Origin of the sequence: Dictyobacter alpinus (assembly GCF_003967575.1) — a bacterium.
Taxonomy (GTDB): Bacteria; Chloroflexota; Ktedonobacteria; order Ktedonobacterales; family Ktedonobacteraceae; genus Dictyobacter; species Dictyobacter alpinus.
Window position 1 is genome coordinate 645,867 of sequence record NZ_BIFT01000002.1, and the last position, 16,276, is coordinate 662,142.

Below are 16,276 nucleotides of genomic sequence, written 5' to 3' on the forward strand. Positions count from 1 at the left end.
GAGCAGCGACTTTATGATGATCCTGTCAAACCTCTTTCAAAAGGTGTTTCGGTTCCAGAATCTTTGCCGCACCAATCCCTATTCTTCCAAATGCATGTCAACTATCTGTTATGTATAGTTTAAAGGTAATTTTTCCACCTGTGTTGACCCCCGCTGAAGCATAGCAATTATTCCACCCTGGTAACACCGTAGAAAGTACCTATCCAGAAAAAATTACGAAGAAGAATCTGCAGCAAATAAACTGGTCATATCTGACTACTAACCTTGTCCAACTCTCCATTTGGCCCGGCCGTAAATCTATCGAGTGAGATATGCATGAATGAAGTACCACCAAACCACTCAACACCTTCATCCTGTCTGGCGGACTTTGATACGGAGAATCCGATCCCCGGCTTGCCAGCTCATCAAGCTGGCAAGTCGGGGCGAGCTATGACCGACGAGAAGTGGAAGGAGCGGTGATGACAGCCGCTCTGGCATCTTGCGTATTGCTGGCGAGAATTGGTGAGGGCTGAAAGCCTTTGACGATCAGCCAGACGCCCAGCGAAAATTCAAAGAGGGCGACCGGTAGTGCGGACAGCGCTGCTAAGGGCGTATGTTGCCCGATAAGACCGAACATCACAGCGATATAGCTTGCAAGGAGGATGGGGCCTCCGATTATCCCGATCAGGGAAAGGCCTCGAGGCACAAGACGCGACCGGTAGAGCAGGAATCCCAGCAACAGGTCGCATATGGCTGGCATGAAACTTTGTCCCAGGAGGAAGATGCGATCATACAGGGCGACAAGCACATGGCTGGTGACCAATGCCTCTACTCCAGCCCCCGTCTGCCGCAAGGTCACGACCGACAACAGGAATGCGACGCCGACGAAGATGGTGCCAGACTCTAGAATGCGGGAGGCAACGAGACCCAGCGCGGCCGCTTCGTTCTGCTTCTTGAGCACTGGAAACAGCACAACGGCGGTGCCGATGCCGGCGAGAGCCACGATGATCTCCAGGATACCACCAATGATGGCGGAAGTGTCCGGACCAGCACCGAGGATGTAGTTCGTCCCCTTTACCGATCCGTAGATAAAGAGGGTCGGGATCGAGACAAAGGTAAGGAGATAGAGCACGCCCGCGACAAGCGCGGTCTTTCTCCTTGGGCTCATCTGAAACGCTTCACGGTCTCCTTGAAGGGAACTTTCTCGTGTGGTCTCTACATTAGTCTGTGTCATCATAATACTCCTTTTTCTACGGCTACCAGAAATTTTTTTCTGGACAGCACCATTGCCAATACGGCGTGAATCTGTTGTGAGCAAGCTCACGAAAAGCACTCGTTTCACAGGAACGGTCTCAATGGTAGATCTCCTGTTCTTCACCGCTTGCCACCTTACGCATCGGTCTGGCCGGGCCTGACACGGCTGACCGAGAGTAAGGGTAGTCCTAAATCGCGCACTTTTCTGAGCACTCCATGCAATGCAGCCTGATCGACTACCGGGCCGGTTAACAGCGTCTCGCCATTATCTTCTCGCCTGATGGTCAATCCATCAAACCAATCGGCCCACTTGTCATCAAGGTGTCCCTGGATGCGAATCTCGTACCGTTCAGGCTCATGATGATCCTCGATTGATGCGTGTGCTGCTCTCATGCTGCGCCTCGTGCCTTTTCCTCTCTCTTGATGAAACTCGACGTCGTTGCTGGCGTTCTTCTCTTCTAATCAGAAGATACACGAGGATGTGGTGAGAAGGGATCACCACATGTGGTGATTGATGTGGTGATTTGTTTATCGAGCTGACGAGCGAGAGAAAAAACCCTGGCCACGAAGTACGTGGCCAGGGTTAGTGTGGTGGATTCATGAGAACAAAGCAAGTTCCTTTGCACGGCGGACTGCCGCCTGGCGGTCGTTCACCCCAAGCTTGCTGTAAATGTTTTTGGTGTGGGTACGCATAGTGTTCAGGGATACGACGAGTTTGCGGGCAATTTCTGGGCCGTTCAATCCGCTTGCGAGTAGCCGCAGCACTTCCAGTTCCCGTTCCGAGAGTGGCTCGATCAACCCCTGCGTAACGGGCGTTCTGTCCTCAGATGAGCCAAAGGCTGTCAGAAGATGACGCACATAGTTCGGGGCAATGTCGTGTTTCGCGGCCGCTTCCAGCAGGAGGGCCATGGGTGGGCCTGCGTCCACGAACATCCGCACGTAGCCCTCTGGTTCAGCCAGCGTCAAAGCCTGGTGCAGCGAGATAAGAGCAGTAGGAATATCACCTTGCATCTGGTGGGCGCACGCCTGTAACACCAGGATGTCGATAACACTTCCTGTCCGCTTCCCTTCTGCTGCGGCTCGCAGGAGGCGCTCCAAGAATCCCATGACCTCACGTATGGAGTGGTCTGCAGAGCTGCTCGTAGACTGGGCCAGAAGCACCCTGGCTAGCGTGATGTGTTCGAACTCGCGCAGGTAGGAAAGTTCGTCCGCAATGGAGAGGCCACACTTACGTATCCAGTCGCGTGCTGCACCTGACTGCCCTTGCACGGCCCATATCCGTGAAACGCTTGCCCCAATAGGACGCACATATGGGAAGAAGTCACCCATATACAGGCGCTCTGCCTCATGGAGCAAGTCGAGCGCGCTATCCAGATCTTTCTGGGCCTCCCGTATGCGAGCCATGGCAACACACCAGCGATACCGATTTTGCGGTAATCCGGTGTGCTCCCCAAGCTCTTTGCTTTTCAGCAGGAGTTGGGTGGCCGTCTGCAGATCGTTCCACTCACAGTAGAGCCCGCTCATGCCCACATACATGTCCGCCGTTCCCCGCAAAACAGGCGTGCCCTGTTCTAAAGCCCTCTGTAATCCCTGCTCGTAGGTATGCATTGCCTCGTGGAGATGACCTTGTGCCATCTGGATATCGGCCACGGCGATGGTGAGTCCGAGTGCGTCAGAGATGTTCCCGGCCTTGTGCAAACTCGCGATCCCATCGGTATACGACCGCTGCGCAGCCTCAAGATCTCCGCTTGTCCACGAGGCAAGCCCCAGGAGTCCTGCTGCCGATCCGCGCGTCAGATAGGCGTCCTTTGGTGCGAGGTCGAGCGCACACCGGGCATATGTCACGGTTCCTGACACATCTCCGCGCGTCAGGGCCAGTCCAGCACGGGCAATCGCGATCGTCGCCGGAAGAAGACGAAACTCCTTTTCGTCTACCACGACCATGACCATCGCTGGAGGAGATGCAAGCCCACGCATTTCTGGCGTCGTGTCCAACCACCTTTCAGCGTCCTTTAGTCGCTCCTCAACACCCTCACGCTCGCCATTCGACAGTAACACATGGGCATACGCCACGCTGAGCACAGGCCTACAGTGGAGCACCTCGTCGGGGAGGACCTTGAGCCAGTCAAGCAAGGTGGCCTCCTGTCGACTCCTGAGCATTGCTCGCACGCCTGGCTCGACCAGATCCGCCGCTCGCGCGAAATCAGCGGCGGCCAGCGCATGGCGGATCGCTTCGGACGCCGATCCATGCTGCTCGTACCACTCGCTCGCTCGCCGATGTAGCGTCACTATCTGTTCGGGTTGCTCCGCCAGCAAATGTGCAGAGAGCACTTCGGCAAAGAGATGGTGATAGCGATACCAGTGGCGCGTATCATCGAGCGCCACCACAAAGAAGTTGCCACGCTCCAAGGCCTCCAACCGTGCGTTGCCTTCCACCTGACCCGTAACGGCATCACAGAGCGAGCCACTCAACCGGTCGAGAATGGCGGTCTGGAGTAAGAAGTTGCGGATTGCTTCGGGCTGACACGTAAGGACTTCTTCGACCAGATAGTCCAGAATATACCGATGATCGCCAGTGAAGGCCCGGATGAACTCAGGAATGTCTTCTCGCCCCTGCATCGAGAGGGCGGCCAGTTGGAGTCCCGCAATCCAGCCTTCGGTGCGGTCTTCCAAAGCGGAGATGTCCTCGGGCGAGAGGGTGAGGCCCATTACCGCGTTGAGAAATTCGGCGGCTTCAGAAGGAGTAAAGCGCAAGTCGGTCGCGCGCAGTTCGGTCAATTCACCCCGAGCGCGTAAACGGGCCAGGGGGAGCGGGGGATCCTCACGGGTGGCGATGATCAGGTGCATCTGCGGTGGCAGGTGCTCGACGAGATAGGTGAGGGCCATGTCAACTGGTTTGGCATCAATCACGTGGTAGTCGTCAAGGACAAAAACGAACGGGTCCGGAAAGGTGGTGATCTCATTGAGCAAGGCCGTCAGGATCGCTTCGGGTGGCGGGGGCTGACCGGATTGAAGCACACCCAACACCGCTACCCCAAGATTGGGCGCAATCCTTTGTAAAGCCGTGACCAGATAGGTCAGAAACCGTGTGGGGTCGTTATCCCCTTCGTCCAGCGACAACCAGGCGGTCGGTCGCGCGATGCCCTCAACCCATGCACTGACCAGCGTGGTTTTCCCAAAGCCAGCAGGGGCAGCGATGAGGGTCAGTTTGCGGTGCAGCCCCGCGTTGAGCCGAGCAATGAGGCGAGGGCGACTGACCAGGCTCGGTCGAAACCGAGGGAAATACAGTTTTGTGGCGAGAATTGGCATCATAGGTTCTCTCCTCCGACGACTTCCCAGTTCGCTTCACGTCGATGTACTGCTGGCAAGCTCCTTCGTGCAAAATGGGATGGCAGTTCTGTGAAAACGGCGGTTTGATGGAGCGTTTTTTTAGCGACCTCCTACAGACACGCCGTTGATCAGCGGCACAAATTCGCTCGCCAGCAGATCAAATGTTGCCTCATCAGACACCTGACGGATCATAATTTCATCGAAGCCCATCTCAGCCAGTTCCCTGATCATATCTAACGCCACGGGATCCAGGCGACCGTCGCGCACGATGGGGAGCGTGAAGAACGTCGTCTTCTGAATCGCCTCGTAGGGACGCTGCAGTTGCTCGCATTGTTCTCGCAGGTAGGTCAGCCGCTCACGCATCGCGTCGAAGTCGCGGCCAAAACCGATACTGACCACGTCGGCGTAGCACGCCATCAGGCGCAGCATCTTGTTGCCATGCCCGGCAATCAAAATGGGGGGATGAGGCTGCTGCACAAAGAAAGGCGTGCCCACGGTACTGCTCAGGTGGTAATAGGTGCCCGTAAATGGCGCATCCTGCCCCGACCACATTTGCATCGCCATCAGCAGCACCTCCTCCAGGCGCGCTACACGCTCACCCGCTGGCGGCAAGGACAGTCCCATGCGTTGGTGCTCGTCGAGACCAAAGTCTGGACTTGCCCCCAGGCTCAGGTAAGCACGCCCATTGGAGAGCGCGTCCAGCGTATCTGCCGTCTTTATCAGCACCGCCGGGTAACGCATGGTGATACCGGACACCAGTGTCGTAAGTTTAATGCGACTGGTACGCGCCGCCAGAAAGGCCAGCGTGCTCCAGGCCTCAAAGAACTCCGTGACGACAGGAGCATTCTCCTCACGGGGAATAAATGGTGTACTCTCTGGCCGCAGCGAAAAGTGGTCCGCCATCGCCAGGGTTGAGAAGCCCGCCTGCTCTGCCTGCTCTGCCACACGAGCCAGCGCCTCTCCGGTTAGCCGATGGCGGGGCGTCGTGATGGTCCCTACTTGCATTCCTACACGCATATTTTTTCTCCCTATGATGAGCAAGGGCAGCTCCATGCAGAAAACCATAAAGCTGTTTGTACCGTTATCTTTAATCACTGTCTGGCCTCGTCAGTGCCCGACCGGGTTTATCATACCACATTACCCCACGACGAGCATTTGCTGCATCATTGACAGCACATTCCCAGATGCCGGGCGCCACACCACCAGCTATGACACGTTCTGAAATAGAAACATTTGCAACATTCAGGAGAAGGTAAAGACACACATGCAATTTTCTCCATTCATCGTCTATCTCATCCTTTTCTACGCTCTGTGGATTGCGTGGGTCTCCTGGATCTATCCGCTGATGCAGACGCTCGGGACTGTGACGCTAACCTACGCGCTCGCCAACATTGCAACGCGATTGCTGCTCTGGGTCATCCCCGTATTTCTCTACCGGCGCTTTATTGACCACGTCAATCCAGTTACGTACTGAACGCTTGGTCGCTATTGGTAAAGGGGCGTTCTCTAAGGTCTCGCTACAAACATGATCTACAGCATGGTACCATGCTGTATTTCGAGATTGCCAGTTAAATTGCTGAGGATACAAAATGCGGAAGATCCCTACATTTGGAATAAGGTCACATTCAAAACGTTCATGCCCACTCGCACATACTTTTTGCATGGACCTTCCGCCATTCTGGTTAACGAGCTGGCTGTGCCTTGGAGGAAGCTTCGATAGTCCTCGCAGGTGATGGCGGTGTTGGCCGTGTCATCCACAGGAAGAACCCGCCCACAACACCTAAAAAGGCAAGATATGCTCCCAACTGAAGCATATCAGGCGCATCCGCATAGCCAATCAGACCATGGAGCAGTTGGCCTGCCTCTGTCTCCTGGCTCAAAAGATGGGAAGCATTCCAGACTATCTGCTCTCCAAAGGGAAGCCACCCCAACTCATGGAACTCTCCAATGCTATTGGAGAGCAGGCCCGCCGCAAAGAAGATCAGCAGTATCCCCATCACACGAAAGAAAACACGGTAATTGAGACGATAACCAATCCGATATATCAGATAACACAGGGCAATTGCCACAACCAGGCCAAGAATAGTGAGGAATTCGCTCGACTGAAACGAGAGCGCTACTGTGAAAAGAGCCGTTTCCAAACCTTCGCGCCCAACCGAGGTAAAGGCAAGCAAACCAAAGGCAAAGCCTGAGGTTGCTCTGCTCGCCTTATGCAGTATTTCCTGCTTCATTTTCGCAGCCGAACCCTGCCCATTGTGGTCTGCGTGGAACTAAGCATGGGCGTTTGCGTGGTCTGCCTCGCTGCTTGGGTTCGATCCATGACCGTATGCTTTCTTTTTTTCAACCACTTACCCTCCTATCCAGACACATCTTATGACAGCGCAATCCCCATCGTCCACCATAGGTTCAGTCGTCTTCTCTGGATTATTCAAACGATCAGGGCCAACTCTCGGCAAGAAGGCAATATGGCGCAGAGTAACAAACCAGAGAAAACAAACGTGTACACTTTTATGAAATCAAATGGTCTGCATGAAGCACAAACACTCCAAACTGCCGCAAGCAAAGATAGAGGATCAGCAACCGCGAAAAGTGGCTTTGCCGAACCTGCTCAATCAGCTACGGCTTGAGCACAACAATCATACATAGACAAGTAGCAACAACCAGAAAACAAGAGAGAAGCTCAAATTGAGAAAGTGTTCAGCATAAACAGGTTCTGAAAGCGTCAAAGGAGAGAAATAATGAACATTGAGATTACCTTACAGGTAAATGGAACCACACATTGGCTCTCGGTTGATACCCGTACAACACTCCTGGATGCACTGCGCGAGCGCCTTGGGATTACCGGCCCTAAGAAAGGCTGCGACCGTGGTCAGTGTGGTGCGTGTACAATCCTGGTAGATGATCGACGAATCACAAGCTGTCTCAGCCTCGCTGTCGCCTTTCAAGACGCTCAGATTGTCACCGTCGAAGGGCTAGCCGATGGCGACAATCTCCATCCGCTCCAGCGCGCGTTCGTTGAGCATGATGCTCTTCAGTGTGGCTATTGCACACCCGGACAAATCTGCTCGGCGGTTGGCATGCTACATGAGGTTGAGGCTGGCTGGCCCAGTGTGGTTAGCCCTGACGTGAACGCTGAAGCTTTCACGATCGATGACGACGAGATTCGCGAACGCATGAATGGCAATCTCTGCCGGTGCGCCGCCTATGCCAACATCGTCCCGGCGATTAAAGAGGTGCTCCAATGAAACCTTTCCGCTACGAGCGCGTCAGCGATGCTTCCAGTGCCATTACGTTGCTTGCCCAGGATCCAAACGGGGTCTATCTAGGCGGAGGAACAAACCTTATCGATCATATGAAACTGGGGATGCGGAACCCTGATCTACTCGTCGATATCACTCATCTGCCTTACGATTATATACAAGTGCTGGATGATGGGAGCCTGCGCATTGGCGCCATGGTGCGCAATAGTGACCTTGCGGCTGACCATACAATTCGCGCGCGCTATCCACTGCTCTCTCAGGCGCTTCTCTCAGGAGCTTCCTGGCAACTGCGCAATCTTGCCACGACGGGCGGTAACTTGCTCCAGCGCACACGCTGCGCCTACTTTCAGGATATCTCGAAGCCATGTAACAAGCGAGAGCCTGGTAGTGGCTGTGCCGCACGCGATGGGTATCACCGCGATCTCGCCATCCTGGGAACCTCACAGGACTGTATCGCTACACACCCCTCGGATATGGCCGTCTCTATGGTTGCCCTCGACGCGCTTGTTCGTGTGCAAGGACCGCACGGCGAGCGCGCCATTCCGTTGATGGACTTTTATCGTTTACCTGGCAACGAACCACAACACGATACGGTACTTACGCATGGAGAGTTGATTACAGCTATTGATCTGCCGCCGTTGCCATATGCGGCAAAACGTTCGCGCTATCGCAAGGTCCGCGATCGGGCTTCCTACGCCTTCGCTCTCGTCTCGGTCGCCGCAGCACTCGATCTCGCCGATGGCGTTATCCGCGACGTGCGTATCGCCTTTGGCGGTATTGCCCCCATACCCTGGCGGGCGAAGAAGGCCGAAGCGGCGCTACGCGGTAAAGCTGCAAGCGAAGAGCTCTTACGCCAGGCTGCTGATGCTGAACTGGCTGACGCACAACCATTGCCTGGAAACGCCTTCAAAATTCCTCTTACCCGCAATACTCTGACACGTATGCTGCTTGACCTTGTAAAGGAGTGAAACCAGCCATGAAAATGCAACTTATGACGCGCTTTATTGGTGTGCCAATCAATCGAGTTGACGGCATTCAAAAGGCCACAGGTTCGGCGAAATACGCCTACGAGTACCCGGTTGAGGGTGTGGCTTATGTCCTCCCAGTCCAGAGTACCATCGCCAAAGGGAAGATTTCAGCGATCGATGCGAGCGCAGCACAAGCGCTCCCTGGTGTCATCACTGTACTCTCACATGAGAACGCGCCACGGATTGCGCACCTTCCTAATACCGAACTGGAGGTGTTCCAGACGGATGGTGTAGCGTATTATGGTCAATTTGTCGCAGCTGTTGTTGCTGAGACACTTGAGATCGCACAGCAGGCAGCGGAACTCGTGGTCGTGCGTTACGAAGAGTTGCCTCATCATGTCGAACTGCGCGCTGACGACAAGGCGCTCTACAAGCCACCATCAGTCAATGAAGGGCATGATGTGTCCGACACATTCGAAGGTGATGTTGAGGGTGCTCTGGCCTCGGCGGCGGTCTCGCTCGACCAGACCTATACCACTCCTACCGAACATAACAATCCACTTGAAGCGCATGCGAGTATCGCGATCTGGGAAAACGATGGCCTCACCCTCTACGACTCAAACCAGGGTCCCCATGGTATCCAAGGCACCATTGCAACGGCGTTCAGCCTACCTCCCGAAAGGGTTCATATCGTCACACAGTACGTTGGTGGTGGCTTCGGTTCCAAATTATTTGCCCATCCTCCCATCATCCTCACCGCCATGGCGGCGCAAATGACGAAACGGCCAGTGAAGTTTGCTCTGACACGGCAACAGATGTTTTCGCAAACTGGCTATCGTACACCAACAATACAGCGCATCCGCCTGGGTGCTGATACCAATGGCTATTTGACAGCGATTGCTCACGATGTGATCGAACAAACCTCGACCTCTTATGAATTCGCCGAACAGGTTGGTGTGGTGACGCGACGCATGTATGCGGCTCCCAACCGCCGCACCACACACCGGGTAGCGCGTCTGGACATGCCTGTGCCAACATATATGCGTGGTCCAGGGGAGTGCCCGGGTATGTTTGCACTTGAGTCTGCAATGGATGAAATGGCTATCGCTTGTGGCATCGATCCGATTGAGCTACGCATTCGCAATGAACCCAAGATTGATCCCGAAACAGGACATCCTTTTAGCAGTCGCGGACTCATCGCCTGCCTGCGGGAAGGGGCGCGGCGCTTCGGCTGGCAACAACGCGATCCATCTCCACGGGCACAGCAAAAAGGACGCTGGCTCATCGGGACTGGCGTTGCTTCCTCAACATATCCGGCTTACTATTTCCCGGCGGCTGCCACCGTGCAGGTTGACCACAAGGGAATGTATCAGGTCCATATTGATGCGACAGACATCGGAACCGGAGCACGCACGGCACTCACCCAGATCGCGGCGGATGTGCTTGAAGCATCGTTAGAGCAGGTTCAGCTCGTGATAGGCAATAGCGATCAGCCAGCGGCGGGCTTCGCTGGAGGTTCATCGGGCACAGGCTCATGGGGGTGGGCCATCTTTAACGCGGCGAGCGCGCTCCGCACAAAGCTGCGAGAAGAATGTGGAGGAGTCATACCAGCGGAAGGGCTCTCGGCAAATGGCAAATTTGATGCGAATCCCGCGCTGCAACGGTTCGCCATACATTCCTTTGGCGCTCAATTCGCCGAGGTGCATGTCAATATGGATACTGGCGAAATCCGCGTGCCACGGCTCCTGGGAGTCTTTGCGGCCGGAAACATTATCAACCCGAAGACAGCCCATTCCCAACTTATGGGAGGAATGACGTGGGGTTTGTCAATGGCGCTACACGAAGCGAGCATACTGGATCCGCGCTTCGGAAATTATGTGAACAGCGATTTCGCAGGATACCATATCTCAACCAATCCAGATGTCCACACGATTGATGTGGCATGGATCGAAGAGGATGACCCCCACGTGAACCCCCTGGGCACAAAGGGGGTAGGCGAAATCGGGATTGTTGGCACAGCCGCAGCAATCGCTAACGCAGCCTATCACGCGACAGGTATCCGTGTACGCGACCTGCCTATCACACTGGATAAATTCTTATCCTAAGCGCAATAGCGTACCTTCTCACCAGGCTGACAGACTGGCTGCCTTACAAAATAAAATTTATTAGCTAAAATGACACAATTTGAACAAGAATAACAATACAAGCCTCGTTCAAATTGTGCCATTTTGCGGCCGCGATGATCTTGTCTCGCCAGCAGAAGTCTCTACTGTGTCGCAACGGTTCCCAAGGATCTTTATACGAACCACAGGCGTGTTGGATGCAGACGATGTGCTCATTATGATCCACGGTGTCACAGATCATCCCCGTGTATTTATCCAGAGCCAACCCTCCCTTCGATCTTCCCAGGTTTACAGAAACCGTTGAGAGTACCCCAACAGTAAGAGAGGAAACCTGGAAAGCCTTGGGCGACTTTGATTTGAGCGCGCAAGTGGCAAGCTTGAAGTTCCCACTGCACATCTTCTATGGAGAGAATGATCCATTTGGAAGAGCATGGGCAGACAAGACACGAGCAGCTTTTTCCAGCGCGACGATCGATTTTCAGATGATCCCGATTGTGGGCACTTTGGCTGGCTAGAGTGTCCTGAGATCTTCTTTCACGTAATTCAAAACTTTCTTAAGCAGCACAAACTGAAGCTTCCGCGCTAAAGTGGCGGGGGGCTTCAGTATAAGCGATTCTGTTGGATGTATTTCATGATAGACTGAATTGTAACAATAGGTATCAGGACGGCAACAAGAAGAGACCAAAAGGTAGGGGTCGTGAAAGCTGCGTAAATCTCTACGGGGATACATATAATAAGCAGCACAATAATAACAAGCTCTTTATTAAAGTTGATCATAAGAAGCTCCTCTAAAAGATTCTTGATGTAGTTCTGATACAGAGTAGATCAGCTTTTACAGTGGCAAGTGTACACATCAGGGCATGCAACGAAAGAAAAAGTCACTGGCAAGAAAAAAAACACGCATCCAGATATATAAATGCGAACTGGCTGTCAGCCAACCTGAGATGGATGCGAACTGCTATAAGTGTCAAACAAAAAATGATCCTGGAAACCAAGCTGACGATAGATGTTTACCCCCATCTCCGAAGCTTGCAGTACAGCAATGCGATAGCCCAGATCACGCGCATCAAGTAACGCAGCAAGCGTCATGGCAGTACCCAAGCCTCGTTGTCGCATCGAAGGAATGGTCGCCACATTGTAGATTCCTGCAAGTCCCGCAGAGAGCTGAAGGAGAGAAATCGCAACAGCTTGTCCACCAACACGGCCTACATAGAAACGGCTCGTTGGAAACCGAAACGTCTCTCCGTAGTCGATCGCTGATAAGTGACGAGCCAGTGGTTCAGGAAATTCAAATCCAGCGGCCATAACATTAATATGCTGTTTGAAGGCTTCCTTATCGTTGACAAGTTCAATAGTTAATTCTACCGGGCTTTCCGCAGACATTTTTAGGGTCTGTAAGTCCAGCACCATGGATCGTACGTCTTCCGTCCTCGGCCAACCGTTAGCGTGCAAACGATCTTCTAATCTACTCGAACGGAGAGATGGGCCGATGGACCAGGTAATAGCATCTTCAGAGGATGCTGCTATTGTTTTGAGCGTGGCGTCTATGGTACTCTTTGGGGTATCCGCTGTAAATGAAGTGGTGATAACCCTGCTGAGCCCTACCGGATTTTTGACGAACCACATGGCCTCGGGCGTCTGATAAAATCTGGCTGCCATGATATGGCCGAGCTCGTTTATAGCCGTTTGGTACATCACCTCAGCCGCTCTTTCTAAAGAAGGATGGGAAAGGTTCGTTAAAATGTGAGACATATCAGAATTCCCCTGTCTTTAAAATATTCAGCTAATTCTAAGATGATACCTTCTATTCCCCAGAAATAGCACAACTTTTTGCTTCCATTGTAGACTTTTATGTCGCTAAAAAAAGTAATGCCTTTCATTTTCAATGTGTCAACCGTGCTTTCAATATTGTTGACTAAATGAGCTACAACAATCCCAATATGATCGATTTTCTTTAACACTGATATAATTCCCCTATGTACAAACTTAGCCGAGAACAGCACACGTTTCAAAGCCAGGTCCACGATAATGGCGTAGGTCAAAGATGTTGCAGGTTTGTTGGCATGCGGCATGCGCTCCTCGCCTCTCGTCCATCTCCTCGTATCCTTTTTAGGTCCAGCCTGAAAGCGTGTATGTGGGTATTTCGGCTTGGGAAACAGGTGTGCTTCCTCAAAAAAGAGTATAGAGCAAATACGATAGCCTTTATAGAGCGTCCTACGATCGTTTTCTGGTCGTTTCCTGGTCGTTTCTTCACTGTTTGTGGAAATGGTATAGAGTATTGATGCTGGAAATGGAGAGGGAAGTACTGTGCTCTAGGCAAGACGATGGCGTTCACGAAAGCGCCGCACACGCATCATATTGGTGCAGTCATCGTCACACCAACTGCGACGCTTACTGTTACTTTCATCATAATAGATCCAGCGACAATTGGGGTTACTACATTGCTTGACACGTGTAAGATCATAGTTTGCCAGTAGTGTGACAAAGAAGGCCGCGATCCGACCTAAAAGCCACGTCCAGTCAGAGGCGCAGGGAACACGTTGTAGCATGAAATCTTCTTCACGCGTGAGGAGGAGATACGAGGCGGTTGGTTTGCTTTTCTCTGTGGCCTGGGTAGAAGGTCCACGTATACGTACACTCCATACCCTGCCCACGCTCGCAAGCAAGGAGGGATCAGAGGAGGCGCTCCCAACTACCCAGACGGAGATAGTACTAATCGAGGCGTAAGAAGCCCTACGCTACCATTGTTTTCCGATTGGATCCACTTCCGTGATGCGTCAAAAGACGGCAGGTTTTTGGACCCTGCAGAAGCAGAATAGGGGACAAGATGCTATGATACTGATGCATGAGGGAAATAGGCAATGAGCTGCAGGAGCAGTAGTGATGCCAGATGGGGACAGTTTCCTTCCTGGGTCAACTCCTACGGAGCAGCGCACGCGATCTCGATGATCAAGGTCCCCCTTTATTCATAGTGGATCTGCGAAAAGACAGGATCCTCAACCTCAGCTTGCTGATATCCCTGCGCTTCACACATAGGGGAAGACGCTGGATCTTCTGTTTTGAGATTTGCGCGCAGCATTAAACTCCACGATGTTGACATACTACGTAGCTTATGCGAAAATTTTTCCTCTATCCATGGAAAAATTTCGCGACTCCAGCCCAAGTAACAAGCATTACATGTTTTGCGGAATATGAAAGGAAAGTCGTTAGTTTGTAGAATAATCTCGTCCACGCGTCAAGGTATCTCAAATGAAATAATACAGGAAAGTGTATGACCAAAAATGAACTTCTGCGCCAGGAACGCCTAAAACGCAACTGGCGCTTAATCGATGTTGCGGACGGGATCAATGCTACAGTTACCACCGTACAACGCTGGGAGAGAGGAATTCAGCAGCCTCGTCTCTATTATCGTGCCCAATTGTGCACTCTTTTTGGTCTCAGCGCCGAGGAATTAGGATTCAATGAGGATAAGGATAGCGCGGCATCACATGTACTTCTATCCGCTGGACCCGTTTCATCAGCGCCTATCGTTTCTTCTGAAGGCGAAACAGGCAAAGTATACTGGCATGTTCCATACATGCGCAATCCTCACTTTGTTGGGCGAGATGAGCTGCTTCATAAAATCGAACAGGGATTTACAGCTCCAACCAGCATCAAAACCCCGAGGAGTCCGGTTCAAATACAGATGCTAACAGGATTGAGTGGCATGGGAAAAACGCAAATTGCGGTTGAGTATGCCTATCGTGTTCAGGAACAAGAACCGGAGACTCATGTTTTCTGGATTACTGCCGCCAGTGAAGAAACTATTCTGAACAGTTGGATGACGATTGCCAATCAACTTCCAAGCTCTTGTGTCCAGTGGACAAAGAACTCACCTGAACGTATAGAAAATATTCTGCATTGGTTAGAAGAATGTGAGGCTCCCTGGTTGCTCATCGTCGATAACGTAAATAACCTGAAACAAATACAGACGTATCTGCCTCATCGAGGTCTGGGCCGCTTGTTGTTTACAACACAAGCGAGTGCTGTATCCTCGCTAGGAACCACTATCGAAGTAGGCTCTCTCGACATAGACGTCAGCACAAACTTTTTGCTTCAACGCGCAGGGCGTCTAGATCAGGTAACCCCTGATGACGCTGCTACGGCACGTCAAATTGTGGAAAAGCTGGCACTGTTTCCACTGGCTCTGGATCAGGCAGGCGCTTACATTGAAGAGACTGGATGCAGCATTGCTACCTACTTACAACTCTATCAGACTTACCATCAAACCTTGCTAGCTCGGCGCGGAAACTCCCCCAACGATCATCCTGATCCTGTTGCGACAACCTGGGCCTGCTCGTTCCAAGTGATCGAACAGAGAAATCCAGCGGCGGCGCAGTTGTTGCGTCTCTTAGCATATCTCTCTCCCTATTACATTCCTGAAGAGATCATTACAGAAGGTGCAGCCTACTGGCCTCCAGTCCTACGACAAGCAGTGACTCATCCACTTTTATACGACCAGATGTTTCAGGATCTCCTGGCGTTTTCTCTGGTGAAACGCTTGCCTGCGGAGAGAATCCTCAATATCCATCAACTCGTACAGATTGTCCAAAGAGATCAGATGGATGCAGAAGAACGCCACAAGTGGACCACACAAATTGTGCAGGTGCTGCATATGATGTTTCCTCACGATCCCGCTGAGTTAACAACCAGACCAAAATGCCTCCATGTGTTAGGGCAGACAAACGAGTATCAGGCTATCATTGAGCAGCAAGAGCTGGCATCCCTCGAAGCGACGGAGCTCCTTGAATGGTCAGGTTCGCACCTGATCGAATATGAGTTATATCATATCGCTGAACCATTACTACAGAGAGCGTTGTTGCTGCGAGAACAGCAGCAAGGATTACTGCATCCAACCACCGTACAGTGCTTAAACGATCTTGCCTTCCTTTATGTACAACAAGAGAGATACGAGGAGGCTCATAAACTATATACATGGCTATGGAATCAGTGGTGTGAAACATCGAGCATAGCACATCCAGAGGAGATAGATATCCATACCTGCATTCATGCACTCCTGGCATCGGTCCCATTGACCCAGGAGCGAGAAAAAAGGTTGAGGCACCTACTCGCTCATCCGTGCTTACGGAAGTTGCAGATGCCAAAAAGTATACCCAGCAAACACGTACAGATATCCATGATACGTGAACTGTATGCCCAGGGGACCTCTATCCGTAACATAGCGCAACAGGTTGGGATAGCTCGGAACACTGTGCGCAAATATGTCCGGATAGAGGCCTAGAGCGGGAGAGACATCTCCCAGGACCTCACCTCCACCGGGCTGAGAACCAAAAAGCCTGGAACGTCATCGCAGGAGGTGAGG

General features: G+C 52.4%; 17 protein-coding genes and 1 pseudogene. 8 read left to right on the forward strand and 10 right to left on the reverse strand.

Translation table 11 applies throughout. The annotated features are described in order from the left end of the window. Positions 1 to 315: 315 nt before the first annotated feature. A complete protein-coding gene (locus tag EL633_RS36740) occupies positions 316 to 459 on the forward strand; it encodes a hypothetical protein (RefSeq protein ID WP_161982415.1) in 144 nt (47 codons plus the stop codon). Here EL633_RS36740 and EL633_RS24935 read toward each other — a convergent pair. From EL633_RS24935 to EL633_RS36745, 5 genes are all read right to left on the reverse strand, one after another. Further along, positions 428 to 1,216 carry a DUF4386 domain-containing protein gene (locus EL633_RS24935; protein WP_246039251.1) on the reverse strand — a complete coding sequence of 263 codons (789 nt, stop codon included), beginning with the start codon at positions 1,214 to 1,216 and terminating at the stop codon, positions 428 to 430. The genes EL633_RS36740 and EL633_RS24935 overlap by 32 nt on opposite strands. 152 nt (positions 1,217 to 1,368) lie before the next feature. After that, on the reverse strand, positions 1,369 to 1,626 hold the full coding sequence (locus tag EL633_RS24940) for a DUF8691 family protein (protein WP_126629991.1): 258 nt from the start codon (positions 1,624 to 1,626) through the stop codon (positions 1,369 to 1,371). Between the two features lie 204 nt (positions 1,627 to 1,830). After that, positions 1,831 to 4,545, reverse strand: coding sequence for a winged helix-turn-helix domain-containing protein (locus EL633_RS24945; protein ID WP_218027574.1), 2,715 nt, complete (start codon positions 4,543 to 4,545; stop codon positions 1,831 to 1,833). 117 nt (positions 4,546 to 4,662) lie between these two features. Then, positions 4,663 to 5,580 carry an LLM class flavin-dependent oxidoreductase gene (locus EL633_RS24950; protein ID WP_161982416.1) on the reverse strand — a complete coding sequence of 306 codons (918 nt, stop codon included), beginning with the start codon at positions 5,578 to 5,580 and terminating at the stop codon, positions 4,663 to 4,665. A 70-nt stretch (positions 5,581 to 5,650) separates the two neighbouring features. Beyond that, positions 5,651 to 5,827 (reverse strand): hypothetical protein, encoded by a 177-nt coding sequence (locus EL633_RS36745; RefSeq protein WP_161982417.1) that lies wholly within the window; start codon positions 5,825 to 5,827, stop codon positions 5,651 to 5,653. Here EL633_RS36745 and EL633_RS24955 point away from each other — a divergent pair, their 5' ends adjacent. Next, positions 5,828 to 6,037, forward strand: a complete 210-nt coding sequence (locus EL633_RS24955) for a hypothetical protein (RefSeq protein WP_126629993.1) — start codon at positions 5,828 to 5,830, stop codon at positions 6,035 to 6,037. Positions 6,038 to 6,245: 208 nt separating this feature from the next. On the opposite strand, the pseudogene EL633_RS24960 reads toward EL633_RS24955, so the two are convergent. Then, positions 6,246 to 6,800, reverse strand: a pseudogene (locus tag EL633_RS24960) (FTR1 family iron permease); the annotation flags it as partial. 501 nt (positions 6,801 to 7,301) lie between these two features. Here EL633_RS24960 and EL633_RS24965 point away from each other — a divergent pair. The 4 genes from EL633_RS24965 (at position 7,302) to EL633_RS36750 (ending at position 11,429) form a co-directional block, all read left to right on the forward strand. Further along, the gene (locus EL633_RS24965) at positions 7,302 to 7,808 is read left to right on the forward strand and encodes a 2Fe-2S iron-sulfur cluster-binding protein (protein ID WP_126629995.1); all 507 of its coding nucleotides are present in this window, start codon (positions 7,302 to 7,304) and stop codon (positions 7,806 to 7,808) included. Continuing rightward, complete coding sequence (locus tag EL633_RS24970; protein ID WP_126629996.1) at positions 7,805 to 8,791, forward strand: FAD binding domain-containing protein; 987 nt, start codon at positions 7,805 to 7,807, stop codon at positions 8,789 to 8,791. The genes EL633_RS24965 and EL633_RS24970 overlap by 4 nt, the downstream gene beginning before the upstream one ends. Before the next feature lie 8 nt (positions 8,792 to 8,799). Next, on the forward strand, positions 8,800 to 10,896 hold the full coding sequence (locus EL633_RS24975) for a xanthine dehydrogenase family protein molybdopterin-binding subunit (protein WP_126629997.1): 2,097 nt from the start codon (positions 8,800 to 8,802) through the stop codon (positions 10,894 to 10,896). Positions 10,897 to 11,255: 359 nt separating this feature from the next. Further along, positions 11,256 to 11,429, forward strand: coding sequence for a hypothetical protein (locus EL633_RS36750; RefSeq protein ID WP_161982418.1), 174 nt, complete (start codon positions 11,256 to 11,258; stop codon positions 11,427 to 11,429). 415 nt (positions 11,430 to 11,844) lie between these two features. Here EL633_RS36750 and EL633_RS24980 read toward each other — a convergent pair whose 3' ends face one another. From EL633_RS24980 to EL633_RS24990, 3 genes are all read right to left on the reverse strand, one after another. Continuing rightward, on the reverse strand, positions 11,845 to 12,609 hold the full coding sequence (locus tag EL633_RS24980; RefSeq protein WP_126631882.1) for a GNAT family N-acetyltransferase: 765 nt from the start codon (positions 12,607 to 12,609) through the stop codon (positions 11,845 to 11,847). A 41-nt stretch (positions 12,610 to 12,650) separates the two neighbouring features. Further along, positions 12,651 to 12,986, reverse strand: coding sequence for a VOC family protein (locus tag EL633_RS24985; protein ID WP_126629998.1), 336 nt, complete (start codon positions 12,984 to 12,986; stop codon positions 12,651 to 12,653). Between the two features lie 240 nt (positions 12,987 to 13,226). Next, on the reverse strand, positions 13,227 to 13,463 hold the full coding sequence (locus EL633_RS24990) for a CGNR zinc finger domain-containing protein (protein ID WP_126629999.1): 237 nt from the start codon (positions 13,461 to 13,463) through the stop codon (positions 13,227 to 13,229). On the opposite strand from EL633_RS24990, the gene EL633_RS24995 reads away from it, so the two are divergent. Beyond that, positions 13,462 to 13,641 carry a hypothetical protein gene (locus EL633_RS24995; protein ID WP_126630000.1) on the forward strand — a complete coding sequence of 60 codons (180 nt, stop codon included), beginning with the start codon at positions 13,462 to 13,464 and terminating at the stop codon, positions 13,639 to 13,641. The genes EL633_RS24990 and EL633_RS24995 overlap by 2 nt on opposite strands. Positions 13,642 to 13,876: 235 nt before the next feature. Here EL633_RS24995 and EL633_RS36755 read toward each other — a convergent pair whose 3' ends face one another. After that, complete coding sequence (locus EL633_RS36755) at positions 13,877 to 14,014, reverse strand: hypothetical protein (RefSeq protein WP_161982419.1); 138 nt, start codon at positions 14,012 to 14,014, stop codon at positions 13,877 to 13,879. A 171-nt stretch (positions 14,015 to 14,185) separates the two neighbouring features. Here EL633_RS36755 and EL633_RS25000 point away from each other — a divergent pair, with 171 nt between their 5' ends. Continuing rightward, positions 14,186 to 16,195 (forward strand): helix-turn-helix domain-containing protein, encoded by a 2,010-nt coding sequence (locus EL633_RS25000; RefSeq protein ID WP_126630001.1) that lies wholly within the window; start codon positions 14,186 to 14,188, stop codon positions 16,193 to 16,195. The last annotated feature ends 81 nt before the right edge of the window (positions 16,196 to 16,276 follow it).

Coding starts and splice junctions, on each gene's coding strand:
- EL633_RS36740 (WP_161982415.1), top strand. CDS start 316: ATGAATGAAGTACCACCAAACCACTCAACACCTTCATCCTGTCTGGCG.
- EL633_RS24935 (WP_246039251.1), bottom strand. CDS start 1,216: ATGATGACACAGACTAATGTAGAGACCACACGAGAAAGTTCCCTTCAA.
- EL633_RS24940 (WP_126629991.1), bottom strand. CDS start 1,626: ATGAGAGCAGCACACGCATCAATCGAGGATCATCATGAGCCTGAACGG.
- EL633_RS24945 (WP_218027574.1), bottom strand. CDS start 4,545: ATGATGCCAATTCTCGCCACAAAACTGTATTTCCCTCGGTTTCGACCG.
- EL633_RS24950 (WP_161982416.1), bottom strand. CDS start 5,580: ATGCGTGTAGGAATGCAAGTAGGGACCATCACGACGCCCCGCCATCGG.
- EL633_RS24955 (WP_126629993.1), top strand. CDS start 5,828: ATGCAATTTTCTCCATTCATCGTCTATCTCATCCTTTTCTACGCTCTG.
- EL633_RS24965 (WP_126629995.1), top strand. CDS start 7,302: ATGAACATTGAGATTACCTTACAGGTAAATGGAACCACACATTGGCTC.
- EL633_RS24970 (WP_126629996.1), top strand. CDS start 7,805: ATGAAACCTTTCCGCTACGAGCGCGTCAGCGATGCTTCCAGTGCCATT.
- EL633_RS24975 (WP_126629997.1), top strand. CDS start 8,800: ATGAAAATGCAACTTATGACGCGCTTTATTGGTGTGCCAATCAATCGA.
- EL633_RS24980 (WP_126631882.1), bottom strand. CDS start 12,609: ATGTACCAAACGGCTATAAACGAGCTCGGCCATATCATGGCAGCCAGA.
- EL633_RS24985 (WP_126629998.1), bottom strand. CDS start 12,986: ATGCCGCATGCCAACAAACCTGCAACATCTTTGACCTACGCCATTATC.
- EL633_RS24995 (WP_126630000.1), top strand. CDS start 13,462: ATGAAATCTTCTTCACGCGTGAGGAGGAGATACGAGGCGGTTGGTTTG.
- EL633_RS24990 (WP_126629999.1), bottom strand. CDS start 13,463: ATGCTACAACGTGTTCCCTGCGCCTCTGACTGGACGTGGCTTTTAGGT.
- EL633_RS36755 (WP_161982419.1), bottom strand. CDS start 14,014: ATGTCAACATCGTGGAGTTTAATGCTGCGCGCAAATCTCAAAACAGAA.
- EL633_RS25000 (WP_126630001.1), top strand. CDS start 14,186: ATGACCAAAAATGAACTTCTGCGCCAGGAACGCCTAAAACGCAACTGG.